This is a genomic window from Paenibacillus sp. NAIST15-1, assembly GCF_001894745.1.
In the GTDB taxonomy this organism is placed as follows: domain Bacteria; phylum Bacillota; class Bacilli; order Paenibacillales; family Paenibacillaceae; genus Paenibacillus_B; species Paenibacillus_B suaedae.
Map to the genome: position 1 here is coordinate 400,852 of NZ_BBYF01000003.1, position 23,952 is coordinate 424,803.

Consider the following 23,952-nt stretch of genomic DNA (forward strand, 5'->3'; position numbering starts at 1 on the left):
ACTCGTTCCCGAGTTAGGTGATGGCTGTACAGGCTCGACGGAAGCTGGTCGAGGGATAGACTGTTTGTTATTCATATCTTCATGTCCACCCCCTTGTAAGGCTTCGCGGCATAATCGTCCATGCTGATTTCTGGAGATGGCACTGACGCCGCATCAGAATGCTTCTCAGGGAGCGGTAGTGTTCGGAAAGCGGACAGCTGGTAACCGATTTGCTCCAGCGCTTCTTCCGCTTCATCACGCAACCCATCCATCCATTCACCGAGCCGTTCATCAGCATGATGGATATGCAATGCAACCGCATTATCTACAACTTGAACATCTACGAGCGTACGCCCGAGCACCTTCATATTCAAATCGAACCAGAGTCGGCAATTGCCCGCATCAAGCTCTCCTCGCTTGCTCTGACGGGATTGAATGTGAACGGCCGCAGTTTGCTTGCCTTCCGGCGTTACAAGCGGGACAAACAATGTAATATGGGAGAATGGAGCTTGGCGATCAGACGCGAGCAGCAGCTGTTGGCCGGTGACATGCTGTACAAGCTGTTGGGCTGCCTCACGGAGTGCATGCGGGACTCCATCAGCTTGCAGCAATTGAAGGAGGGCACTCTTCAGCGACTCTCCAACTGCCGCTCCCTGCTGTGTTGCACTGGCTGTCAGGTGGTTCATATCCAGCTGCGCCATCCCTGATACAACTGGTGCCACTGCCGTCCCTGCCTTCGCTGCTGCCCCGTTAGACATTACTTCTGGAGAAGGAGAAGGTGCACTACGCCCCGTTCCTCCATTCATAACAGATGCTTTGTCCGCTGCTGCATCATCCGCAGCCAATGCTGAAGCATGCACAGTTGCCGCTGCAGATTGTGCGGGAGTCTCGAATTGCGGTACTGTGTTTCCGCTGCCGCTTCCCATTAGTCCACTACTTCCTGATGCGCTTGAGTTGCCTGATGCCGCAGCAGTGCTACCACCGCCGCCAACAGCAGGCTGTCCATTCTCACCCACTGTCTGCTGCGGCTGCTGAGACGTCAGCTCCATGACTGCAGCTCGATGAGCCTGCTGTTCATGCGACACGCCGAGCAATTGAAGGACTTTACCAATCCATGCACCACTCTGAACCATCGGTTGAGGAGAAGATGATGTTCCAGAAGCTCCAGCAGTCCCTGAAGCACCGTTTCCGCCAAAATTGCCATTCTGAAGGGAGATAGATCGTACTTGTTCTCCATTTTGGACACCTCTGCCCACAGCTGATGTCGAATCCATACTCGCGCCGCTAGTACTCCTATTAAGTGTCTCAGGCATAGGAGAGGCAGAAGACTGACCACTAGGAGCATTTGTGGCGCCACCATTCGCACTTGCAGCCGCCCCCGCTCCTCCGTTAGCCTGCTGACCTGATGTTTGTAGCCCCTCTGCAAGCAGTGCACGTATGAGTGTTTGTGCCTCACGCAGCGGTTGTGTCCACAGTGTACTTGTGTTGCCAGTATTGGCCCCGCTGCTGCCAAGCGAGCCACTGCCCAAGACCAGAGACTCATCCCCTGCGCGCATAAATCCTGCAAGCATATCCGTCAGTGGCTTGCCGAACAGTGCTTGCCGCAGACCGCTTAACGTATCTGCTGTGAGCGGCAATTGCCGTCGAAGCGCCAGACCTGCTGCTTGCATCCATTCCGATGCTGCCACTCCAGGAGGTTTCGAGGCCATCGCTTGGCTTAGCTTGGCTGCAAGCTCCTTCGTTAGCGGCAAACCAGCCCGCTGTAAATCTTGCAGCAAGCGGCGTGCCCATGCTTCATCCGGCAATCCGGATTGCTTAAGCGCTTCTTCCATTGATGGCAATGTGCCGACAGAAGGGCCCTCTGTCTGCTTCAATATAACCAATCCATCCGATTGCTGTCCCTGTACCTGCATCCACGTCGTTTGCCCTGGCTGCATCGGCGCATCCAGCACTGCACGTACAGGAACACCATTTACGGATACGACGGCCTCGCGCCCGTTTTCAGACAGTTCCGTTACTGTCGCACGAACGACCTGGCCCGTTTTTAGTTCCAATGAACGCTGCTCGCCGGGTCTCGCCTCCCCAGCCAAACTTCGTACCAATTGTGATATATTCATGTCCATCCCACGTCCTCTGCAAATAGCTATCTTATATATCGGCATAGAGCAGACGAATAATGAGTATTTATCCGCAGCTATCGTTCACTAGAACAGAAAACAGAATAATAGATAATTACTTACCGTTTATCAGATGGTGCTAGAATAGCGTCAACTGCTCCTCTTCAGGAAATAAGGAGGACAAGAAGCTCTTGCGATGCATCGGCGTTGGCCCATGAAGGAGCAGCTGTTCCCGATGCAGCTTCGTTCCATACCCTTTATGAACGGCTATGCCATACTCTGGATATCGGTCATTCCACTCACCAATACATAGACGGTCACGCGTTACCTTAGCGACGATCGAAGCAGCTGCGATCGATTGACTATTAGCATCACCTTTAATAATCGCCTCTTGTGCATATGGCAAATCTATCTTCTCCGCATCGACCAACAGCACTTCAGGCTGAGTCACCAACCCTTCAACTGCTTCTTTCATAGCACGACGAGCCGCCTGCTTAATATTAATCTGATCGATAGTAGCGGCATCTACATGTGCAACTGACCATGCTATCGCTTCTGCTATAATAATGTCATACAGCTCATTCCGCTTCTTCTCCGACAGCTTCTTCGAATCATTGATCCCATCAATAATAAGACCTTGCGGCAATATGACAGCTGCTGCAACAACATCACCAAATAGACAGCCGCGGCCGACCTCATCAATACCTGCGATATGCTGAACGCTGCGTTCCCAATATTCTCGTTCCCAAGCTAATAAGTCAATGGGCTCTGCTGTTGCCTCCTGCTTCTTTCTCCCCATGCGAACATGTTCCTCCCCAACCTGTCTTTACTTCACTGCCATATTAGTAACGGCTGTACCTAAAGAAATAGCGCCGTACACCACTCCGGCGTTAACGGCGCTATCCTCATACTCCAAACATCCTACCTATATCTATCGAACAGCTATTTCACCATAAATGAATAAGGCTCTTCGAACGTAAGACGCCCCAACTTGCCAGAGCGCAGCTCTCGCAAAATAATGCCAGATGCCTTCTCTAAGTCGACTCTTCCGCCACCCATTAAGCACCCGCGCTTGCGTCCAATGTCCTCCATCAAACGCACAACTTCATCTGGATTGTCCACATCTATGACTTCGTCCGTCATGCCGAACCGCTCAGACAGTCGATCCCAGTAATGGGATGCAACATATTTCAGCGCGTAAAACGCGATATCTTCCACATTCAATATTTCTTCGCGAATTGCTCCGGTTGTCGCCAATCGGTAACCTACTTCCTGATCCTCGAACTTAGGCCACAAAATCCCTGGTGTATCGAGCAGTTCCATTTCGGAGCCTACACGAATCCATTGCTGACCCTTAGTAACGCCAGGACGATCGCCAGTTGCAGCTACCGATCTACCAGCCAGCTTGTTAATGAGTGTAGATTTCCCTACGTTTGGAATTCCAACAATCAATGCACGTACTGGACGCGGCTTCATTCCCTTTGCAATTTGTTTCTGGAACTTCTCTTCGAGCAACTTGCGCGCTGCCTCAGGAATCTGCGATACATTGCTTCCTGTTGACGCATCGACAGCAATTACAGCGTGACCTTCATTGCGGAAATATTTCATCCACTTCGCCGTTACGTCTGGATCTGCAAGATCGCTTTTGTTCAGAATAATAAGGCGCGGCTTATTGCTGAGTATATCGTTAATCATTGGATTGCGGCTCGACACAGGCAGGCGCGCGTCCAACAGTTCGATCGCTACATCTATCAGTTTTAACTTCTCCTGGATCTGACGTCGCGCTCGCGTCATATGACCCGGAAACCATTGGATTGACATCGCTATCCACCTCCTTGGCAGCCGTAACTCAACTAATGATGTTGAATCAACTTAACATGCGAGATTGGCCAGAAGATGACGTCTGCGCGTCCAATGACATCTTTCAACGGAATAAATCCGAGCATGCGGCTATCGGTACTGTTGCTCCGATGGTCACCCATGACGAAGATATGTCCTTCTGGAACTTTGTTCGGCTGAGTCGAATCACTTGGGAAATTACGGTCATTATATAACATATCATTTTTATGAGCTTGATCTATTGCTTCTTGTATGTACGTCTCTTCTACCTTCTTGCCGTTAACGTACAAATCATCACCGCGATATTCGATCGTATCACCGGCAACACCAATTACACGCTTAATTAAATCGCGGTTCTCTTGTGGAACGTGAAATACAACAACTTCTCCTGTCTTAGGCTGTCTGAACTCATACAAGATCTTATTCACGATGAGCCTCTCACCCGTCCAGAAGTTAGGTTCCATCGAAGGACCATCAACTATAAACGGAGCGAACAGCAACCATCTTACGACAACGACAAGGACAACAGCTATCGCAATCGCTTTAATCCATTCCAACAATTCGTTTTTCTTCGGGCTGGCCGGCTTTTCAGCCGTTTCTTCCGGCGTATTCGGTTCCATAAATTGGTCGTTTTGATCCATTCGCTGTGCCCCGCTTTCTCCTAGGATGCGTATTTGAAGTTCACGTCATGCGCATTGCGCACTCCAATCCATACAAATAGCAAAAGGGAGCTTGCAGTCAAGCAAGCCCCCCGGTTGTTCCTTAACGGATTTCTTTGATTCTCGCTGCTTTACCGCGAAGATTGCGAAGATAGTACAGCTTCGCACGACGCACTTTACCACGGCGAGCCACTTCGATTTTATCGATTTTCGGAGTATGAAGCGGGAACGTACGCTCAACACCTACACCGTAGGAAATTTTACGAACAGTAAACGTTTCACTGATTCCGCCACCACGACGCTTAATAACAACACCTTCGAACAACTGGATACGCTCGCGAGATCCCTCGATAACTTTAACATAAACCTTCAAAGTATCGCCGGGACGAAAGCTTGGAATATCCTTGCGAAGCTGTTCTTGCGTAATCGCTTGTACGATATTCATCTAGGACTCCCTCCTTCCACACAGGTGTTCTTGCATCTCAGCATGCCTAGTGCATTCGCCTCATCGTATGCAGAGGACCACCGTATTCCAAACAACGAAATTAATTGTAGCATATGAACGAATAGAACACAAGCGCCTTTTCAAGGCTTGGCTTCTTTCCAATAATCATAAGCATGCACTGCATAACCGGTATAAGAATGGTGATCTGCAAGCATCTCAGGAAGCTTGTCCAATTGCTTCAGCATCTCTTCAGCACCCTTCTCATAAAAAGAAACATGCGCGCCTTCAAAACTCTCCTTCATTTCCACTGCAACTACGAGACGTTTGCCTAACCGATCCGCCATCTGCATCTTCTGCTTCACCACAGCAACAATTCCATTGCTGCCCCCAGCCATATTACGGAACGCCATCAATGCCACATGATCCATACGCCCTATCATCCATTCACTAACCGACAGTTCCGACTTCCCCGGAATAAAGGTTCGATCCAGCCACACTGCGAGATCGACACTCGTCTCAAGCTGAGAATCAGACTTGGTCGATTCGACAAAAAACGCCATATTGTCTACCCACTGTACAATGACCTCGTCCTTATAACTGCGCCATTGCGGAAGTACATAAGGCTCTACATCCAAATGAATGCCATAGAAGCGCTCTTCAGGCGCGGCAGCGCGATTGTAGCGTTTGACATAATCAACGAGCTTCGATATCCGCTGCCGATTCTCTGTTAACGCCCATCCAGGGTGTCCACCCATAGCATGCATCTCGATTCCAGCATCATGCGCCTTTTTCACAAATTCACGGTATGCTTCAAACGGTTGCTGAAGATCCAAGCGAACATACAAAAAGTTGATTCCCTTTTCCTTCGCAAATGCAATGATGTCATCAGGCTGATTTATCGCTAACTCTGCTTGCCATACATAGGTTCCAATGATGGTTCCTGTACGATCAATTGGTGGCGGCATCGGGACTGTAATCTCCCCTGGATCAGGATTTGGATCAGGATTTGGATCAGGATTTGGATCAGGATTTGGATCTGGAACTGGGTCAGGCTTTGGCCCTGGGGGATCCCCTGGTTGACCATCTCTCTCCAGCATATGATTCCAATAACGATAATCATGGATGGCAACTCCTGTGAAGGAGGAGTGATGCCGCAGCCGCTCCTGAACCTGATTCAACACCGACTCCATTTCCTGTACACCCGCATCATAGAAGGTAGTGTGAGCTTCCTTCATTGGCTTCGTATTGACCCCAATCCATATCGGTGTCCCGACACGGTCTGCGATCTCCATTTCATTCTGGACAAGCTCCAAAATGCCGTTCCCGCCTTCTATCTGCTGACGGTACGCCATTAACGTTACATGATCGAAACGGCGAATGATCCATTCCGACAACGATGTCTCTTGTGCATCTGGAACCGTGATCGAGTCAAACCATACCGGCATGTCGACGCTGAGCTCTAAATCGCTGCGGCTCTTGACAGCATTCAGCCAATCGCTCATATTCGCCGTCCAAGAGCGAATGATCGATGGCTGATCATCTTCCCAATCTGGAAGCACGTAGGGCTCAACATCCAAATGCAACCCCTTGAAACGCTCACCCGCAGCAGAATGCTGATTATAAGCGCTAACCCACTCTGTCAATTTCATCATCTTGTCCCGATATTCACGCAAAGCCCATAAGGGATGCCCTGCCAAGCCATGCACTTCAACTCCTGCTTGACCTGCCTGCTTCAGAAAGCGCCGATATGATGCTTCTGGAATCGTCATATCCATATGCAGATACATCACATTAATGCGATTCTTTTTGGCAAAATCAATCAGTTGCTCCGATTCTGTCTCTATTCTCTCCGCCTGCCATATCCACGTCGCCTTTCGCGTATCATCCGGCTTTGAAAAACCGACCAAAAGCATGGTCGTAATCAGAAGCAGCAGCGTTCCGATACGCGAAGCATATCTCTCCACGATATCCCTCCATTCACAATTTATATTGCTTTTTCAACCATTTTCGACATGTTCAAAATGGTGACTCCATTATAAATGTGTAAGATTGGAAAATATACGTGAGGATAGACCTGTTTTTCAAGACGTCGTATTAACGAGGCCTGACCCAATGATTGCAGCACATGTACATTAGACTATCCTTGACCCAGAGTAAAAGTATGCAAACGCTCATACATAGGACTTTGATTCATATGTGTCTGGAACAGCACGATCTCTTCCCCCGTCCATTGATTCGGAGGAAGTGGTTCGCTGTTCATGGTGAAGGGCTGACCTTCCCCTCCGCGATACTTGCGGGCCAGCGTAATATGCGGGCGATAAGGGCGTTCCTCCGGTTCGAATCCTAAAGGCGAAGTAGCGGCTGTAACGCTATGGTGCAATTGTCGCAGTTTGTCGATTGCTCCTCCTAGACCAGCCCATAGTACACGGGGGGCTTCTTTTGCCCCAAAGCTTCCCACGCCATCGAATTGCAGATCAATTGGAGCGCCCCCTCTGGACACCTCCTTCAATACATGTACAATCCGCTCAATAACATGCTCATCTACCGCCCCAAGGAATTGGAGCGTAATATGAAGATCCTGCGGGTGTACCCATTTCGCAAATTGCCAGCGCTGCTTCCCTGCTGTGCACCACTCTTCCAATACTTGAACAGCAGACTTCGGCAGTGGCATCGCAATAAACAACCGCAATCCATTCTTACGAATCTCACTTTTACTCATAACTTTGCCTCACTTCATTGGAATTCATGATGTCCCATGTTACATGCGACCTATGAACAATATTGTCCCCATTATTTATTATTTTCGTAAACAACGGTTATGCAAATTGGGCTTATACGCGTAACGAATGAACCCAATAAAAAAAGACTGAGATTTTATGTCCATCGTACATAGAATCTCAGTCATTTATGGTGGAGCAGTCTATTCACCAATCCACTCATTGAACCGGTTAGCTCTCATTAAGCGTTGCTTCGCTCGGCATCACTTTTCAAGCGTTGTACTATTTTCAGGTCGTCCTTACTCAGCTCCACATGCTCCAGCAAATCAGGACGCCGTTCCAGCGTCCGCTTCAGAGCCTGTTCGCGTCTCCATATCTCTATATTGGCATGATGGCCACTGATGAGTACATCAGGAACCTTCCAATCGCGGAACTGTGCAGGACGGGTATAATGCGGATATTCAAGCAGTCCTGTACTGAACGAATCCGTTACCGCAGACATCTCATTGCCCAGCACGCCAGGAAGCAGACGAACAACAGAATCAACCACGGTCATTGCGGGCAATTCACCGCCTGTCAATACATAGTCCCCTATAGATAGTTCATCCGTCACCAAGTGCTCGCGAATGCGCTCATCATATCCTTCATAATGACCGCACACGAATATTAAATGGGACTCCTGTGAAAGCTCCTCTGCTTTCTTCTGCGTGAAACGCTCTCCTTGCGGGCACATTAAAATAACGCGTGGTTTCGCTGCTTTCTCGTGACCATCCATCGATTCTGCTATTCCTGATGTCCGCTCTTCCACTGCCTTCACCATTAAATCTTCGACCGCCGCAAAGATCGGCTGCGGTTTTAACACCATACCACCGCCACCGCCATACGGATAATCGTCAACAGTTTGATGCTTATTATCGGAATAATCGCGGAAGTTGACCGTGTTAATAACAACATGTCCATTCTCACGCGCTTTCCCTAATATACTGGATCCGAATACCCCTTCGCACATCTCTGGAAAAAGGGTCAACACATCGATACGCATATTAAATAAGTCCTTCCATAATATGAACCGTTACGACCTTCTCCTGCACATCAACCGTAAGCACAACTTCATCAATGACCGGAATCAAGATTGATTTTCCTTTCGCAGGCTTCACAACCCAGACATCATTCGCGCCTGGAGACAGTATCTCGTCAATGATTCCAAGGTCTTCGCCTTCGTCTGTCACGACTTTACAACCAATAATCTCATGGTAGTAATATTCGTCTTCATCGAGCTCATCCAGCTGCTCTTCGCTTACTTTCAGCATCCAACCTTTATATTTCTCAACCTCATTGATATTGTCGAATTGCACAAATTTAATGATGTACATATTTTTATGTAAACGCGACCGCTCAACGGTAACGGATACACTGTTATTGGAGTTCGGTTGCTGCAGAACTAACTCGCTCTTTTGAGCGAAGCGTTCCTCCGGGAAATCTGTTGTCGGGATAATTTTCACTTCACCCCGAATGCCGTGCGTATTGACCAATTTGCCGACATTAAACATTCTTTGAGCCATGACTTATCCTCCTGCCGTTGGTAATCACCATTCATTCAATCTATCGTAAATATTCGGAGGCCCAACCTGCGAATATCTTCTTTCTAGTGTAACACATTCAGCCTCATGCATACGAAAAAGGGCTAGGATTTCATCCTAACCCTCTTGCGTGCAATTATGAAATAATGTCCACGGCAACTCGTTTTGGAACTTTAACAGCTGCCGACGTGACGACCGTGCGAAGCGCCTTAGCGATACGACCTTGCTTCCCGATAACCATTCCGACATCGTCAGGATGAACGTGAAGCTCATACACGATGACATGATCCTTCTCCACGACGTCCACACGGACCTCCTCCGGATGATCGACCAAAGCGCGTGCAATTACTGACACTAACTCTTCCATTCGCGACCCTCCGAACGGTTAGATTATTTCTGGTGTTTCAGTTCATGGAACTTCTTCATTACGCCAGCTTGGCTGAGCAAGTTGCGAACCGTGTCAGATGCTTGAGCACCAGTTTGCAACCATTTCAAAGCTTTTTCCTCGTCGATGTTAACGACTGCTGGTTGTGCTACCGGATTGTAATGACCGATTTCCTCGATAAAACGACCGTCACGCGGGGAACGGGAATCGGATACAACTACACGATAGAATGGTGCTTTATGAGCACCCATGCGTTTCAAACGGATACGTACTGCCACGAAATTCACCTCCTTAACGGAATTCGAATAATCAATCGAGCGAGTATAAAAGCTGCGCTCGTCTATGCATTAACGGAAAGGAAATCTCATTCCTTTACCAGCCTTGCCTGCTTTACTCTTCAAGTTCTTCATCATCTTAGGGCCTTTCGGACCCATCATGTCGGAGAACTGTTTCATCATCCGGCGCATCTCATCAAATTGCTTGATAAGACGGTTCACATCAGCCAACTGAGTTCCGCTGCCCGCTGCAATCCGCTTACGACGGCTGTGATTAATTAGATCTGGATCTTGGCGTTCTTCGTTCGTCATCGAACGGACAATCGCTTCGATTCGACCCATTTGACGCTCATCCACCTTCAGGTTCGCATTTTGCTTCACCTTATTCATCCCTGGAATCATATCCAGAATCTGATCGATAGGACCGAGCTTCTTTACTTGTTGCATCTGCTCAAGGAAATCATCGAATGTGAAGGCTGCGTTGCGCATCTTCATTTCCATTTCCTTGGCTTTCTCTGTGTCGATGTTCATTTGCGCCTTCTCGATCAAGGAGAGCATGTCCCCCATGCCGAGAATCCGTGAAGCCATCCGCTCTGGATGGAACGGTTCAAGCGCGTCCATCTTCTCACCGAGTGTTGCGAATTTGATTGGGCAACCCGTTACTGCCTTAACAGACAAAGCTGCACCACCACGTGTATCGCCATCGAGCTTAGTCAACACAACACCAGTAAGCTCAAGCTGTTGGTTGAAGCTCTCTGCAACGTTGACCGCATCTTGACCTGTCATCGCGTCAACGACGAGCAGCACTTCATCTGGCTTCGCTGTAGCATGAACTTGCTTCAGCTCTTCCATCAATGCTTCATCGATATGCAGGCGACCTGCAGTATCGATAATGACATAATCAAGGTTATTCTCCTTCGCATGCTCCAAACCGCGACGAGCGATTTCTACCGGACTCACTTGGTCACCAAGTGCAAATACCGGAACCTTAATCTGCTCGCCAACCACTTGAAGCTGCTTAATCGCAGCTGGTCGATAAATATCGGCAGCGACAAGAAGCGGCTTATGATTCTGCTTCTGCAGCATCTTCGCAAGCTTGCCTGAAGTAGTCGTCTTACCAGCACCTTGGAGACCGACCATCATAATGACAGTTGGCGGCTTGTTGGCCTTGGCCAGCTTCGCAGCTGTACCACCCATCAATTCCGTCAATTCCTTATTGACGATGTCGATAATGACCATGCCCGGTGTGAAGCTATTCATCACTTCCTGACCTACGGCCTTCTCTTTCACCTTGCCAATGAATTCCTTAACGACTTTGAAGTTAACATCCGCTTCGAGCAGCGCCAGGCGTACCTCGCGCATCGCTTCGTTGACGTCATCTTCACCAACCTTGCCTTTGCCGCGCAGCTTGCTGAATACATTCTGTAATCGGTTCGTTAATCCTTCAAATGCCATATTATCTCACCCCGTTCCCTTAATCCAACGCCTGCAGTTCACGGACAATCGTCTGCAGTTCCGCGCGCTGCGGGTCGGGTATGCTATCCATATCGTCCATTGCACGTTGCAGCGCCATTACGATCTCTGTCCGACGTTCGAACTTCGACAGCAAGCCGAGCTTGCTCTCATAAGATTCGAGCGTCTGCTCCGCCCGCTTAATATGTTCATACACCGCTTGGCGGCTGATACCGAATTCGGCTGCAATCTCGCCTAGTGAAAAATCATCTTGAAAGTAACATTTCAGGAACGTCTGCTGCTTCTCTGTGAGCAGTGGTTCATAGAAGTCGAACAGCATATTAATTCGGTTCGTCTTAGCCAGTACCTGTTCCTCGTTCATACGGGCCACTCCTTTCGTAAAGGAAAAACACTTTACAGCCCATCGACGTTTCTTATCTTACCGAATTCACAACGCCATGTCAAGGGATGAACCTTAACATGGTGGAATTTTTTTTTTGAGACCCAGATCTCAGTGTTTCTGCCCGCCTCTAACCTAGATTACATAACGGTAAATGCATACAAAGTGCAGGACAGAGCCTGCTAATACGAACAGATGCCAAATCGCATGATGATAAGGAAGCCGGTGCCACACAAAGAATGGGATGCCTGCCGTATAGCATACTCCCCCAATCACCAGCAGCATAACACCTTCAAAAGGAATCGCCTGCACCAAGCTGTCCCATACCGTTATCATCAGCCACCCCATAATTGCATAGGCAATCGTAGAGAACCACATATGACGTCCTGTATAGAATGCTTTGTATATAATTCCTGCGATCGCAGTCCCCCATATTAATCCTAGCAGCTGTTGGCTGAACTCATCATGCAGCACGACGAGCAGGAAGGGAGTGTACGTTCCCGCAATAAATAAGTAGATTGCCATATGATCAAGGATTGTAAATCTGTACTTCGATCTGCCCTCCGGCAAGCCGTGCATAATCGTCGAGGTTGTAAACATCATAATCAAAGTAATCCCATATATTGAAGCTCCGATGATATGCGCCGACGTCCCGCGCTCCCACGCGGCACTGATAAGCACGCCTAATGCCCACACACTGAACAATAATCCAACTGCGTGGGTAATTACGCTTGCCCACTCCTCACTGGATATATTACGGCTCCACTTCATAGTCATCCCTCCCCGCGGCATTCCTAGCTGCCTGCTGTGCATACGCCCATATTTCACGGCGGATCACATTATATGCACATCAGATAGTGTCGGTGAGAAGGAAGGACTTAAGCGAGTTTACCTATTTTATTTGCGCTGACTCTTCATAAATCGAATGCTTTCTCTTGTATCATTTAAATACTGAACGGCCGCATCATATTGATTGGACGCCACATGAATGAACAATACGTCAATAATGTGCAGCTGCACAAGCCGCGAAGAAGAAGCTGCCCTGCCTGCTTGGAATTGGCTAGGAATAAAGATCGAGAAAGGGAAAAGAGTCTGCAAGGATTACGTAATATGTCATATGTATCATCCCATTATAGACAAAAACCCCGGCACGTGTGGTTCTGCCGGGGTTGCTTATCGTTGTTCCAAAGACTTTCTCAACCTCGTTGCGAGCGAAGTCAATCTAGTGGTGGATCAAGGATCAAAGATTCTTATCCATATCTTTCAATCCGTCTTTCACGCGTTTCATTGTTCACCGTACTATCGTTTGGTTCATCGTTTTGAACTCACAATTCATTTACAGGGCCTTGCTCATAAGGTCATAGCTCTTCCACGTATGGAATCCAAGCTTTGCATAGAAGTCGACCAGTTCCGTCCAGTCAATGACTAGCTGGCGCATGCCGCGCTGCTGCAATTCGGCGATTCCCGCCTTGACCAGACCAAGACCGTATCCCTTGCCGCGGTACTGATCATCAACACCAAGCGGCCCAATACCGCCAAGCGGCTCTTCGAACAATGGCGCCCAATACGTATTCTGCGCAATCAGCGGAGAATGCTCGTCATTGACCCGGCAGAAGCCGATCATTTCACTGCCTTGGAACAATCCGATGAACTCTCTCCCCTGTCCCCCGCGTTCCCAATAGCATTGTGCCTCATACAGCCATCTGCCTGGGAAGCAGCGACGGAAAAATGTCAACATTTCTTCCTTGTCCTCAGGCGTGAGCAGCTTCACGATCGCTCCATCTGCAAATTCTGGAGTCACTATCAGATCGGTCTCATCTGAGGACAGCATGTCGCTAACCTCATAGAGCTGCTTGAATCCTCTCTTCTCTAGCCATTGACGGTGCATTGACAACGCTTTCGGGAGGCCTGGAACATAATGCCACGGATCACGTCCGATGAATACTTGAGATGCACCAGCTTCATGCAATGCTGCTTCAGCCCGCCCGAGCAATTCAGAGCCTATCCCCTTCCCTCTTGCTTCGGAACGAACAACAAGTGCCTGAATCCAGCCTCCTCCTTCTCCTAGCTTCATCTCGCGCTCTGTTTCCTGCCATTTCTTCGCGATGATAAATCCTAGAAGGCTGCCATCTGAATCTTGAGCGATCCAGGAGCCAGGCAAGTAAACGTTTACATCTTTAAAACTATTTTGCACGAACAGCTGTTGTCTCATTGGGAACAGGTCGCCCAGTTCACGGTTCCACAACTCGCACATCGGCTCCGCCCATGCTTCATTAAGTGGAATGACGTTCACATTTAACCCCTCCTACGATGAAGTCAATCGTCCCCGCCAATTGACTACATAGATGTCTGTTAGCATGTTTTTAAAATATAATTACAAGATTATTATAGATAATCTGAAATATTACTTCAACATCTTTTCCGCAAAATAGTCTACGACGTGCATGACCTTCACTTGCTCAGCTACGCCATCCCGTTCTACGCCTACCTTCATTTGCATTAAGCAGCCCGGGTTGCTAGTCAGGATAATCGAAGCCTGGGTCTCGCGAACAGCATCCATCTTCCGATCAACAATCGAGTTAGCCATGTCTGGCTGTACAATGTTGTAAATACCAGCGGATCCACAGCATACATCCGCGCCTTCCAGCTCATGGTATCGGATGCCAGGAATGCGGCGAATAAGCTGTCTTGGCCCACTCGAAGCCCGCATGACGTTCCGTAAATGGCAAGAATCCTGATAGGTTACCGTCTCAGACGATTCAGCAGTCTCACAGTTACCTTGCGGCATTACCGGAAGATTGCTCCAACGCTGAGAACGCATAAGCAAATCACTGATATCTTTCACTTGCTTGGCAAATTTCTTAGCAGGCTCTACCCACTCCGACTCGTCCTTCAGTAAATGATCATACTCTACAAGCAACGCTCCACATCCGCCTGCATTTGAGGCAATATAATCAACACCCGCATCACGGAACGCCTCAATATTTTGCTTCGCCAAATCCCTAGCTGTAGCCGTATCACTTCCGCCATGAGCGAACAAAGCTCCACAGCAGCCTTGGGATTCCGGAATGATGACATCATAGCCGGATTCGGTTAGCAATCGGATTGTATTCACATTCGTTTCAGTGAACAAGACGTCCATAATACACCCACGGAATAACCCTACTGTGCCGAGCTTTTCACCTTTGGCCAGGAAGTAACGGCCACCAGCCCGCTTCACTACACCTTGGCTGTCCGCTTCAGGCAGGATGCGCTCCATCATTTGCATTTGTGGAGGAAGCCAGCGCAGCAAGTTCTTCTTCCGTGCAAAACCCTGCAATCCCGAACGCTGATACGTTTGCAGAAGCTTACTCATCCGCAACAGACGATTGTGCTTCATAAATACAGGTCGCGCGATGCGATTCAATCCCTTCATTGCAACCGGCGGCTTATTGTGCGCATGCATGGCTTCTTTCGTCTGCTCAAGCAGTTGACCGTATTTCACATCCGACGGACATACAGGCTCGCAGGCTCTACAGCCCAAGCACAAGTTCATCTGTTTCTGGAAAGATTCATCCGGTTCCATAATGCCATCTGCTACTGCCTTCATGAGTGCAATTCGTCCACGAGGGGAAGCGGCTTCCAATCCAGTCTCTTGATAAGTCGGGCAAGTCGGCTGACAAAATCCACAGCGCATACAGTTCATCAACTGCTCATAATCGAGCGTCTTCACGAGTTCTTTCTGCAGCGGATTGTTTGTCTTCTCTAGTTGTTGTTGTTGACTCATCGGGAAACCACCAGCCTTTTGCGAGCAGTCTTAGCAAATATCTTGCCTGGATTCATAATTCCATTCGGATCGAACACTTGCTTAATGCCTTTCATCACATCGATGCCTGTAGGTCCAACCTTCCATTCAAGATATGGAGCCTTTACCGTTCCAACTCCGTGCTCACCGGTAATCGTGCCGCCCAAGCGAATCGCTTCCTCGAAAATGTCCGCGAACGCTTGCTCAACACGGTGGATCTCATCCTCATTCCGTGCATCTGTCGGGCAGGTTGGATGAAGATTGCCGTCTCCCGCATGACCAAAGGTACAAATATTCACCCCATATTGCTCTGCAATACGATTGATGGCCAGTACCATTTCCGCAATCTTCGAGCGCGGTACTGTCGCATCCTCCAAAATTGTCGTTGGGCGAATACGCGCCAATGTGGACAATGCGCTGCGGCGTGCCTTCATCAGCTGTTCAGCCTCGATTTCATCCTTCGCAGTCTGAACGCGATCTGCGCTTTCCTCACTGCATATCTTTGCAATCGCTTCCATATCTCGCATGACAACGTTCTCATCTTGACCGTCCTGTTCAATAAGCAGAACTGCCTGCATGTCTGTTGGGAGCCCGATATGATTATACTCCTCAACTACGCGAATCGTCGGCTGATCCATGAATTCAAGTGTTGCTGGGATGATGCCTGCGCCTACAATACGTGACACGCTGCGGGCAGCAGCATAAATATCTTTATAGGATACGAGCATTGTCTTGCGGATACCTGGTGCGGGCAGCAGCTTAACCGTTGCCTCTGTAATCAACGCAAGCGTTCCTTCGGAGCCTACTAACAGCTTCGTTAAATCGTAGCCTGCTACATCCTTGTACAACTTGCCTCCCGTGCGGATCACTTCGCCATTCGGCAGTACCGCCTCAAGTGCTATCACATAATCCTTCGTCGTTCCGTATTTCAAACCGCGCAGACCGCCAGCCCCTTCCATGATATTGCCGCCCAAGGTTGAGATGGACATGCTGCTTGGATCAGGCGGATAGAACAGTCCACGCTTCTCCACTTCCCGATGGAACGTCTTCGTGTTCAAGCCAGGCTGGAAGGTTGCCGTAAGGTTCTCGGTGTCCATTTCAATGAGCTTATTCATACGAGTCATGGCTACGACGATTCCCCCTGCTACAGGGACAGTTCCGCCGCACAAGTTGCTTGCAGCGCCCCTAGGAACAATGGGAATACGGTATTCGTTCGCCGTGCGCAAGATCTCCTGCACGTCTGCTGTCGATTCCGGATATACAACAGCATCAGGCAGAGACTGCATCATTGGTGTAGCATCATAAGAATGCGTGACCAAGCTTTCCTTATCATCGCGATACCGCTCTGGCCCAAGCAGCTTGAGCAGTCGCTCGCGCGCTTCAATCGTTATCATGAATGAACTCCTCCTTGATGTCTTGGTTCCAAGTCAACATCTGAAGTGAACGATTCAACATTGTCCTCCACTTCTGCTGAATTGTTCAGGTCATCTGATGACTTTTGGCATATTATAACGTATGATTGAGACAAATGTCACTCGATTTCGAAAAATAATTTTATGATATTTATTATTTTTGATTTAATATTTCAAGAAGAGAGGTTCACAACAACATGACCGAATTTCGATTAAAAAAAGGCTCGGAGCTCATTCAAGAACATTTACTAGAGCAGCTGCGTGGAGGAATATATGCGCCCGGCGACAAGCTGCCTTCTGTCGAAGCACTTGCTCAACAATATGCAGTAGGTCGTTCTACCATACGTGAAGCCCTCAGCGCACTCAAGGCAATGGGTTGGCTTGATATCCGTCACGGCGGCGGAACCTTTGTACGTAAGTATGAGCAAACACCATCTGAGCAGCTGCAAGGATGGCTTACCGATGTGGAGTCTGTGAAGTCGCTGATCGAGGTTCGTAAGATGATAGAGGTTGGATCAGCCGGACTCGCAGCCAAAAGACGTACATCCGCTGATTTGCAAGCTATGGCTGCGTGCCTGCATCGTATGGAGCAGCATCTGGAGGATGAAGAAGCTAGTCAGCATGATGACTTCAAGTTCCATGTTCTACTGGCCGAGGCCAGTCACAATGAAGTTCTTATTCCAATGCTGCAAATGTTCCATCAGAAATGTGCTGAGCATATGGGCGAGACTAGACGGATGTGGTTGTTCGGAGAACGTTCCTCCACCACTCAGCTTCTGGAAGAGCATCGGCGAATCTACGAGGCAATTGAAGCGCAGGATGACAAACTCGCGTCTCACCGCATGCTCGAGCATTTATCCAAAATCGAAGCACGACTGAATTGAAGGCAAAAGGGCCGGACAATCGTATTGCCATACGCAATCAGCTAGACAGCCATGCTAGTGATAGGAAAGAGATGAAGAGCACATTACATATTCAGTGATGGGCGTATTGGAGTTTAACAGGGAGCGTTTAGCAAGGTGGAAGTGTTTGGCATTCTGAAAGCATCGAAGGACGTTAATGTGTTATTGAAAGCGACCTTCCATTATAAGAGAAACAAAACGGAATGATGATAGCTTCAATTTTTCTAGTCTATTATTATTATTTTTTTAAAATAGTTATTAAAAAGAAAGTTCATCCGTGCTATAATGTTAAAATTATGAAATTGCATAGGATGTGAGACGCATTGAATCGCTCTTTCTACTCGCTTCTATCCAGCAGATCCTTCGCTAATCTTGCAGGCTCTCTGTATATGATGACATTGATTGCAGCAGTCTACCAAATGACGGATTCGGCTGCCTTTGCCGGAGCCGTGTCCTTTGTCCGTTCAATGGCGATTCTGGCGAGCAGCTTCATGCTGCCAATCTGGTACCGCCGCATGAGTATCGCTCATGTTACGCGATTGTTTTTGCTTTTGCAATTCGCTTTATCAGCCGTTGTCGCCTTCTCTATCTCGCCACTTGCATCAATGTTATCGACAACACTATTTCTCGCCTATTCTTTCTGTGCCATAGTCTGCATCGGATACGTGGAAGGCTGCGCTTCTGCAGCGGCAAACGCTTTATATCCACGCTTAGTTGAAGAGGATAAGAGAGTTCATGCCAATAGCCTTGTATCAACCAGCATGCAAATGCTGTCTCTGCTTGGATGGACTATGGGGGGAATTCTTGTCGCTAAGCTTGGACATTCCCTTGTTCTTCAATTGTCTGCAGGCCTTCTCTTTCTTGGTTGTCTCTGTATCTTGCGATTGTCGCATAATCAAGAATCAAGTATAGGCACAGATAAGAAATCTCATTCCATTATGGCCGGCTGGGCCTACCTATTCACACATCCGAAGCTTCGCGTCATTACATGGATGGACATTCTAGAAGGAGTGGCAGGCGGAATATGGATTGGCGGTGTGACACTCGTCTTCGCGCAAGAGGTGCTTCATAAGGATGAAGCCTGGTGGGGATATATTAATGCTGCCTATTATGCGGGAACAATTATCGGCGGACTCCTTACACTCAAACTGTCTGCACGAATTCATAAACATCTAGTCGGCACGATTCTGATCGGATCATTTGGAGTTAGCTTGCTTGTATACGGGTATGCATGGAATACCCAAGCATTCGTCGCTTTAGCTATCGTAGTTCTGATGGGTCCATTTTACCAGCTGCGAGATATTGCCCAGCGTACCTATGTGCAGCACATCACCCCACTTGATGAGCAGCCGCATGTTTTTGCCGCTCAAAGCACCATCTCATACATATTGTTCGGAGTTTCTGTACTGTTCGCTGGAACAATCTCCGATATTTGGGGAGCACAGGCTGTATATATCGTTGGCGGCACGATGTATCTGTTGTCTTCCGTTACAGGATTTTTATTACGGCGCAAGCAAGGAGCTTCAATCTCGGAGGACAATACTCCTTACTCCACCTAACTCGCAAAAAAGATGCTGTCAATAATGAAGAAGACGGAGAGCCACTTCAAGCTCCCCGTCTTTGCGTCGTCCACAGTCGTCCACATTTATTCACTTATATATTGCGGTGCAATGAAATCAGCTAGCCAGATCGTATGATTGCCGTGATAGAACAAAGTTCCTTCATGCGCGGCTCTCGCCGCATCAATGACAAGTATTACAGGGCTGCTGTCCTTTCGTCTTCCTACAACCATGGCCGTCTCTTGATCCGCAGACAGGTGAACATACTGTCTCGCCATGGGGCGCAGTCCTTCTCTGCGTATTTGGTCTACGATACGCCGAGACGTTCCGTGATACAGCAGGTCTGGTGGATGAGCTGCGCTTTTCTTTATTTTATGCGGTATCGAATGGCCATACAATGCTCGAATCCTTCCATCCAGCACCTCAAACCTTTTCTTGTCTGACAGCTCAATCATTCTTACAAAGTCTGTCTCTAGCAAACTTCGCTCTGGATGGCTGAAATGAAGTGCATGGGAAAGTTGTTCAACCCCCACCCAGCCCTCTTCATCCATCTCCAACTCATACTCCCATGGCGCATGACGAAGCGCGTAAGAAACCTCTTTACTTAATCTCGCGTAATCCACAGGCTCACCATCCTATACTGGAACGATATGCTTATTATTATATCATTAGATTCAACATTCACCTATGAGAGTTGGGCGCGAGCTAGGAACGAATCTTGCGTTCTCTGCGCAATAAGTAAAGGAAATACGGAGCACCGATTACGGCAGTCACTAACCCCGCCGGGAATTCGATTGGCGGAACGATAGCGCGTCCAATCGTGTCGGCCGTCAACACCAAAATAGCGCCTAACAAGCCTGATACGGGCAAGAGAATGCCATGTTTGGCGCCAACAAGCCGGCGCGCCATATGCGGAGCGATCAAGCCCACGAAGCCAATCGCGCCGACAACCGCCACCGATGCTCCTGCCAAGGCGACCGAAACAGCCACCAGCGCAAGACGAAGACGATTCACCCATTCTCCCAGGCCTGTCGCTACATCATCGCCCAGGCTCAGTACATCCAGCCTTGAAGACAGCAGCAGCGCAAGCGGGATGAGTGTCAGCATCCACGGCAGCACACCCATCACCTCGTCCCAGCCTCTGCCCCATATGCTTCCGGTAAGCCAAATAAGTGCTGCATTGACGCTGACCGGATATTTGAACATGAAGTACTGGATGCCTGCATCACACATCGCTCCAAGCGCTATACCCGTCAGTGCCAGCGTCGTGGGACGAGCTCCGCGCCTGTATACGAATGCAAATAGAAGCAGGGCTACCAAAGCCGCTCCTGCAAACGCGGATAAAGGTAGTGCGACTGCCGATGACCCGGGAAATAAAATAATGGTTGCACAAGCAGCCAGGCCTGCCCCCTTCGTAATTCCGATCACATCCGGAGAGGCCAGCGGATTCCGCAGTACGCCCTGCAGGACAGCTCCTGATATAGCAAGTCCGGCACCCACAAGAACGGACAAGACGATTCTGGGCGAACGGTATTTGCCAAGGATGAACGCATGTTCCTTGCTATGCCCCAACATTGTCTCGATCACTTGGTTCGGCGTTATATAGACCGCCCCCACTCCAAGACTGATCAGACCCACGATGAGAAGCAGCGCAACTAATGCGAGCACGACGAGCCGATGGCGGCGAGCCATATTTACAGTTCTATTCATTGTGCTTGCCTCCTGCATATGCCAAGTACAGGAAGAATGGTGTTCCCAGCATGGCAGTAACAATCCCAATTGGCGCCTCATACGGATACGAAATATAGCGCGAAACAATATCCGCGTACACCAGCAGAATCGATCCATACAGGGCTGAGCAAGGCAGCACATAACGCAGATCCACACCAACCATCAGCCGGACGATATGCGGTACCAGCAAACCTACGAAGCCAATCGGGCCGGCAACAGACACCGATCCTCCCGCCAAAATAATGACGAGCAGACCGCCGGCGAATCGCGTTGCCTCGATTCTTGCCCCGAGCCCCCTTGCCACATCATCCCCCATGCTCAGCATCGTTAACGGCTTCGACAGAGCCAAAGCGCCCAACAAGCCAATGCTTGCCCATGGAAGAAGCACACCGACATGATGCCAATTCCGATTACCTATCGCGCCGACCAGCCAATAGAGAATACTGTCTGTCGTGTTCTCATGGAACAAGATCAATCCTTGTGTTATGGACGAAAGGAAAAAATGGACGGTCATTCCGGCAATGGCGAGTCGGGCCGGCTTCAAATCCCCACCAGCGCTGATGAAATACACGATAAAGCCGCCCAGAGCCGCTCCCGCAAAGGCGGAATAAACAAGCTGCTGCTGCGTCAGCTCCGGCTGGAATACCGTTGACGTTACCACTATGAGCGAAGCGCCCGCATTGACGCCGAACACCTGCGGATTAGCAAGCGGGTTGCGTGTCATCGCCTGCATGATCGTACCTGCGACTGCCAAACTGGCACCGATTAAAATTGCGATCAGCACACGGGGCAATCGAATCTCCTGCACGATAAGCATCTCCTTCGTTCTGTCCACGAAGAACAAAGCTTTCAACAAAGTAGGAAATGAAATCGAGGAGGAGCCCAGTGACACATTGATCATGACCCCTGCCGATAATAATGCGAAGCCAAGCAGCAGTGACAGGCCGAACGCCTTGCGCCTTCCGCCGCGATGTAATCCCGTCATGCGTTACAATGCCTCCTTCTTTCTCGTTCCTAGGCAGACAAAAAGTAGGCGTTAACAAGTAACGCCTACCTCGCTCGCTTCCTGTCGAACAAATTATTTCGCCGCTTGCCCGCTGCCGTACAGTTTCGAAATTGCTTCTTCCATCATTAATTCCCCGGCAACAATGCCGCGCCAGCGTGTCCATAAATTGCGATCCACTTCAATGACCTTTTTGTTCTTCACGGCCTTCAGTTCCTGCCACAATGGATTTGTAGACCACTCGTCCACGATCGTCTGCTCTCCGTCTGTCTTCATCAAGAACAAAATATCGGGATTGATATTCAGCAATTGCTCCAATGTTAGCTCCGCATAGGGTTCCTTCGGATCCTGTATCGCATTCATCAGACTGACCTTTTCCAATACAGCGCCATCATAAGAGGATGATGTATGCGCCTTGAAGCTTTCTTTGCGCAGGGCAGCCGACATGACGGTTTGTTTCTCGTCTGATGGTGGCACTTGAGCCTTCAAAGCATTGATTTTATCCTTATGCTGCTCCAACCGCTTTTTCCCTTCCTCACTCATGTTCAGGGCATCCGCTATCGTCTGGAATGAAGCCAAATTGTCTTCATAGCTTGCTTCTAGACTCTTCAGCACGATTGTAGGAGCAATTTGCTTCAAGTCTTCATAAATCGCTTTATGACGTTTCCAATCCGCGATAATCAAATCCGGCTGCAGGGAGCTTATTACCTCCAGGCTTGGCTGCTTGCGAGTTCCAACTGACGTATAATCTCCAATCTGATCCGCCAACGTCTTCAAAATTCGATCTTTATTTCCGTCATCGGCAATGCCGACGGGCTTCAAATTAAGTGATGCAAGTGCATCAACAAAGGAATATTCGAGCACAACGACCCGCTTCGGCGATCCTTTCACTTCTGTTGTCCCGAGCTCATGCTTAATTTCTCGCGCGGCTCCTGTTTCCTTAGCGGCTGATTGACTTCCGCCGGCTTGACTGCGCTCACTTGCTTGAGATCCACATCCCACGACAAGAAGTACGGTGAATACTATCGCCAGTATCGCTTGATATTTCTTTTTCAAAGTTACTACCCCCTGGTGTACAACATGAAGCTGAATACACTTCTCATTATTACTGAGAATCATTATCACCTGTACATCATATTGAGATTTGATCTAACTGTCAATATAATCTGAAAATATAAGTTATAGTATTTTATGGTAGGATAAATCCTGCTTATATTTCTATCTTCAATTCATCTTCATTCGAACTTGATTTTGCAATCCCTTTTTCGCGAACGTTCGTTTTGTGGTAAACTAACACTAACCTATTTTGAATCTTTTATTGTGAATAAGGGAGAAAGCCATCATGTATCCGGATATTCAACATTTTAAGGCGGAGTTTTTCAAAGCTTTAGCGCATCCTCTTCGAATTAAGATACTTGAGATCTTATGTGAAGGGGATAAAACGGTTAACGAGATACAAGCCATACTTGGCACGGAGGGATCTTCTGTATCGCAGCAGTTGGCTGTTCTGCGCAATAAAAACGTGGTGTACGGCGTTAAGGATGGAACCTCTGTCATTTATTCCTTGCGTGACCCAATGATCAAGGATTTACTTGAAGTCGCGAAGCAAATATTTAACAATCACTTAGTCAATTCCATATCCATGTTGAAAAACATGAAAAACCAAGAATCATCCTAAAAAAGAGAGGAATATGAGTCCGTGACTCCTGTTTC

At 48.6% G+C, this 23,952-nt stretch carries 25 protein-coding genes; 3 read left to right on the forward strand and 22 right to left on the reverse strand.

Features of this window, described 5'->3' with window-relative positions:
• Positions 1-71 precede the first annotated feature (71 nt).
• From PBN151_RS09460 to PBN151_RS09545, 18 genes are all read right to left on the reverse strand, one after another.
• Entirely contained in the window at positions 72-2,096 is a 2,025-nt protein-coding gene (locus tag PBN151_RS09460; RefSeq protein WP_227774551.1) for a DNA ligase, read from the reverse strand.
• Between the two features lie 139 nt (positions 2,097-2,235).
• Positions 2,236-2,895 (reverse strand): ribonuclease HII, encoded by a 660-nt coding sequence (locus PBN151_RS09465; RefSeq protein ID WP_072728781.1) that lies wholly within the window; start codon positions 2,893-2,895, stop codon positions 2,236-2,238.
• Between the two features lie 143 nt (positions 2,896-3,038).
• Positions 3,039-3,917 carry a ribosome biogenesis GTPase YlqF gene (gene ylqF / locus PBN151_RS09470; RefSeq protein ID WP_028531209.1) on the reverse strand — a complete coding sequence of 293 codons (879 nt, stop codon included), beginning with the start codon at positions 3,915-3,917 and terminating at the stop codon, positions 3,039-3,041.
• Positions 3,918-3,949: 32 nt separating this feature from the next.
• Positions 3,950-4,576 (reverse strand): signal peptidase I, encoded by a 627-nt coding sequence (lepB, locus tag PBN151_RS09475; protein WP_072728782.1) that lies wholly within the window; start codon positions 4,574-4,576, stop codon positions 3,950-3,952.
• Between the two features lie 121 nt (positions 4,577-4,697).
• A complete protein-coding gene (gene rplS, locus PBN151_RS09480; RefSeq protein ID WP_005551919.1) occupies positions 4,698-5,039 on the reverse strand; it encodes a 50S ribosomal protein L19 in 342 nt (113 codons plus the stop codon).
• 140 nt (positions 5,040-5,179) lie between these two features.
• Complete coding sequence (locus tag PBN151_RS30685) at positions 5,180-7,003, reverse strand: hypothetical protein (RefSeq protein ID WP_139295312.1); 1,824 nt, start codon at positions 7,001-7,003, stop codon at positions 5,180-5,182.
• Positions 7,004-7,176: 173 nt separating this feature from the next.
• The gene (gene thpR / locus PBN151_RS09490; protein ID WP_072728783.1) at positions 7,177-7,758 is read right to left on the reverse strand and encodes an RNA 2',3'-cyclic phosphodiesterase; all 582 of its coding nucleotides are present in this window, start codon (positions 7,756-7,758) and stop codon (positions 7,177-7,179) included.
• 239 nt (positions 7,759-7,997) lie between these two features.
• The gene (gene trmD / locus PBN151_RS09495) at positions 7,998-8,798 is read right to left on the reverse strand and encodes a tRNA (guanosine(37)-N1)-methyltransferase TrmD (RefSeq protein ID WP_072728784.1); all 801 of its coding nucleotides are present in this window, start codon (positions 8,796-8,798) and stop codon (positions 7,998-8,000) included.
• Between the two features lies 1 nt (position 8,799).
• On the reverse strand, positions 8,800-9,318 hold the full coding sequence (gene rimM, locus PBN151_RS09500; protein WP_065290326.1) for a ribosome maturation factor RimM: 519 nt from the start codon (positions 9,316-9,318) through the stop codon (positions 8,800-8,802).
• Between the two features lie 154 nt (positions 9,319-9,472).
• Positions 9,473-9,703 (reverse strand): KH domain-containing protein, encoded by a 231-nt coding sequence (locus PBN151_RS09505; RefSeq protein WP_005551913.1) that lies wholly within the window; start codon positions 9,701-9,703, stop codon positions 9,473-9,475.
• A gap of 23 nt (positions 9,704-9,726) precedes the next feature.
• Positions 9,727-9,999, reverse strand: a complete 273-nt coding sequence (rpsP, locus tag PBN151_RS09510; protein WP_021256578.1) for a 30S ribosomal protein S16 — start codon at positions 9,997-9,999, stop codon at positions 9,727-9,729.
• A 69-nt stretch (positions 10,000-10,068) separates the two neighbouring features.
• Positions 10,069-11,451, reverse strand: coding sequence for a signal recognition particle protein (gene ffh / locus PBN151_RS09515; RefSeq protein WP_021256579.1), 1,383 nt, complete (start codon positions 11,449-11,451; stop codon positions 10,069-10,071).
• A 19-nt stretch (positions 11,452-11,470) separates the two neighbouring features.
• Positions 11,471-11,830, reverse strand: coding sequence for a putative DNA-binding protein (locus PBN151_RS09520; protein ID WP_021256580.1), 360 nt, complete (start codon positions 11,828-11,830; stop codon positions 11,471-11,473).
• A 153-nt stretch (positions 11,831-11,983) separates the two neighbouring features.
• A complete protein-coding gene (trhA, locus tag PBN151_RS09525) occupies positions 11,984-12,619 on the reverse strand; it encodes a PAQR family membrane homeostasis protein TrhA (RefSeq protein ID WP_072728785.1) in 636 nt (211 codons plus the stop codon).
• Between the two features lie 126 nt (positions 12,620-12,745).
• Entirely contained in the window at positions 12,746-12,946 is a 201-nt protein-coding gene (locus PBN151_RS31195; RefSeq protein WP_072728786.1) for a hypothetical protein, read from the reverse strand.
• Between the two features lie 238 nt (positions 12,947-13,184).
• Complete coding sequence (locus PBN151_RS09535; protein ID WP_139295313.1) at positions 13,185-14,141, reverse strand: GNAT family N-acetyltransferase; 957 nt, start codon at positions 14,139-14,141, stop codon at positions 13,185-13,187.
• Between the two features lie 111 nt (positions 14,142-14,252).
• On the reverse strand, positions 14,253-15,614 hold the full coding sequence (locus PBN151_RS09540; RefSeq protein WP_072728787.1) for a (Fe-S)-binding protein: 1,362 nt from the start codon (positions 15,612-15,614) through the stop codon (positions 14,253-14,255).
• On the reverse strand, positions 15,611-17,026 hold the full coding sequence (locus tag PBN151_RS09545) for an FAD-binding oxidoreductase (RefSeq protein ID WP_072728788.1): 1,416 nt from the start codon (positions 17,024-17,026) through the stop codon (positions 15,611-15,613). The genes PBN151_RS09540 and PBN151_RS09545 overlap by 4 nt, the downstream gene beginning before the upstream one ends.
• A gap of 215 nt (positions 17,027-17,241) precedes the next feature.
• On the opposite strand from PBN151_RS09545, the gene PBN151_RS09550 reads away from it, so the two are divergent.
• Positions 17,242-17,928: a FadR/GntR family transcriptional regulator gene (locus PBN151_RS09550; RefSeq protein ID WP_072728789.1), complete on the forward strand. Its 687-nt coding sequence runs from the start codon at positions 17,242-17,244 to the stop codon at positions 17,926-17,928.
• A 341-nt stretch (positions 17,929-18,269) separates the two neighbouring features.
• On the forward strand, positions 18,270-19,505 hold the full coding sequence (locus PBN151_RS09555) for an MFS transporter (protein WP_072728790.1): 1,236 nt from the start codon (positions 18,270-18,272) through the stop codon (positions 19,503-19,505).
• Positions 19,506-19,591: 86 nt separating this feature from the next.
• Here PBN151_RS09555 and PBN151_RS09560 read toward each other — a convergent pair whose 3' ends face one another.
• From PBN151_RS09560 to PBN151_RS09575, 4 genes are all read right to left on the reverse strand, one after another.
• The gene (locus PBN151_RS09560; RefSeq protein WP_072728791.1) at positions 19,592-20,128 is read right to left on the reverse strand and encodes an RNA 2'-phosphotransferase; all 537 of its coding nucleotides are present in this window, start codon (positions 20,126-20,128) and stop codon (positions 19,592-19,594) included.
• A gap of 82 nt (positions 20,129-20,210) precedes the next feature.
• Positions 20,211-21,215 carry a FecCD family ABC transporter permease gene (locus tag PBN151_RS09565; RefSeq protein WP_072728792.1) on the reverse strand — a complete coding sequence of 335 codons (1,005 nt, stop codon included), beginning with the start codon at positions 21,213-21,215 and terminating at the stop codon, positions 20,211-20,213.
• Positions 21,208-22,221 carry a FecCD family ABC transporter permease gene (locus PBN151_RS09570; RefSeq protein ID WP_072728793.1) on the reverse strand — a complete coding sequence of 338 codons (1,014 nt, stop codon included), beginning with the start codon at positions 22,219-22,221 and terminating at the stop codon, positions 21,208-21,210. Before PBN151_RS09570 ends, PBN151_RS09565 begins: the two co-directional genes overlap by 8 nt.
• A gap of 93 nt (positions 22,222-22,314) precedes the next feature.
• Positions 22,315-23,358: an ABC transporter substrate-binding protein gene (locus tag PBN151_RS09575; protein WP_083545082.1), complete on the reverse strand. Its 1,044-nt coding sequence runs from the start codon at positions 23,356-23,358 to the stop codon at positions 22,315-22,317.
• 223 nt (positions 23,359-23,581) lie between these two features.
• On the opposite strand from PBN151_RS09575, the gene PBN151_RS09580 reads away from it, so the two are divergent.
• Entirely contained in the window at positions 23,582-23,917 is a 336-nt protein-coding gene (locus PBN151_RS09580; protein ID WP_021256592.1) for an ArsR/SmtB family transcription factor, read from the forward strand.
• The last annotated feature ends 35 nt before the right edge of the window (positions 23,918-23,952 follow it).

Excerpts from the sequence above, each read along its gene's own strand:
- lepB (WP_072728782.1), bottom strand. The coding sequence starts at position 4,576 with ATGGATCAAAACGACCAATTTATGGAACCGAATACGCCGGAAGAAACG.
- trmD (WP_072728784.1), bottom strand. The coding sequence starts at position 8,798 with ATGCGTATCGATGTGTTGACCCTTTTTCCAGAGATGTGCGAAGGGGTA.
- trhA (WP_072728785.1), bottom strand. The coding sequence starts at position 12,619 with ATGAAGTGGAGCCGTAATATATCCAGTGAGGAGTGGGCAAGCGTAATT.
- PBN151_RS09460 (WP_227774551.1), bottom strand. The coding sequence starts at position 2,096 with ATGAATATATCACAATTGGTACGAAGTTTGGCTGGGGAGGCGAGACCC.
- rplS (WP_005551919.1), bottom strand. The coding sequence starts at position 5,039 with ATGAATATCGTACAAGCGATTACGCAAGAACAGCTTCGCAAGGATATT.
- PBN151_RS09580 (WP_021256592.1), top strand. The coding sequence starts at position 23,582 with ATGTATCCGGATATTCAACATTTTAAGGCGGAGTTTTTCAAAGCTTTA.
- PBN151_RS09540 (WP_072728787.1), bottom strand. The coding sequence starts at position 15,614 with ATGAGTCAACAACAACAACTAGAGAAGACAAACAATCCGCTGCAGAAA.
- PBN151_RS09550 (WP_072728789.1), top strand. The coding sequence starts at position 17,242 with ATGACCGAATTTCGATTAAAAAAAGGCTCGGAGCTCATTCAAGAACAT.
- PBN151_RS09570 (WP_072728793.1), bottom strand. The coding sequence starts at position 22,221 with ATGACGGGATTACATCGCGGCGGAAGGCGCAAGGCGTTCGGCCTGTCA.
- thpR (WP_072728783.1), bottom strand. The coding sequence starts at position 7,758 with ATGAGTAAAAGTGAGATTCGTAAGAATGGATTGCGGTTGTTTATTGCG.
- PBN151_RS09545 (WP_072728788.1), bottom strand. The coding sequence starts at position 17,026 with ATGATAACGATTGAAGCGCGCGAGCGACTGCTCAAGCTGCTTGGGCCA.
- ffh (WP_021256579.1), bottom strand. The coding sequence starts at position 11,451 with ATGGCATTTGAAGGATTAACGAACCGATTACAGAATGTATTCAGCAAG.
- PBN151_RS09575 (WP_083545082.1), bottom strand. The coding sequence starts at position 23,358 with ATGATTCTCAGTAATAATGAGAAGTGTATTCAGCTTCATGTTGTACAC.
- rimM (WP_065290326.1), bottom strand. The coding sequence starts at position 9,318 with ATGGCTCAAAGAATGTTTAATGTCGGCAAATTGGTCAATACGCACGGC.
- PBN151_RS09465 (WP_072728781.1), bottom strand. The coding sequence starts at position 2,895 with ATGGGGAGAAAGAAGCAGGAGGCAACAGCAGAGCCCATTGACTTATTA.
- ylqF (WP_028531209.1), bottom strand. The coding sequence starts at position 3,917 with ATGTCAATCCAATGGTTTCCGGGTCATATGACGCGAGCGCGACGTCAG.
- PBN151_RS09520 (WP_021256580.1), bottom strand. The coding sequence starts at position 11,830 with ATGAACGAGGAACAGGTACTGGCTAAGACGAACCGAATTAATATGCTG.
- PBN151_RS09565 (WP_072728792.1), bottom strand. The coding sequence starts at position 21,215 with ATGAATAGAACTGTAAATATGGCTCGCCGCCATCGGCTCGTCGTGCTC.
- PBN151_RS09505 (WP_005551913.1), bottom strand. The coding sequence starts at position 9,703 with ATGGAAGAGTTAGTGTCAGTAATTGCACGCGCTTTGGTCGATCATCCG.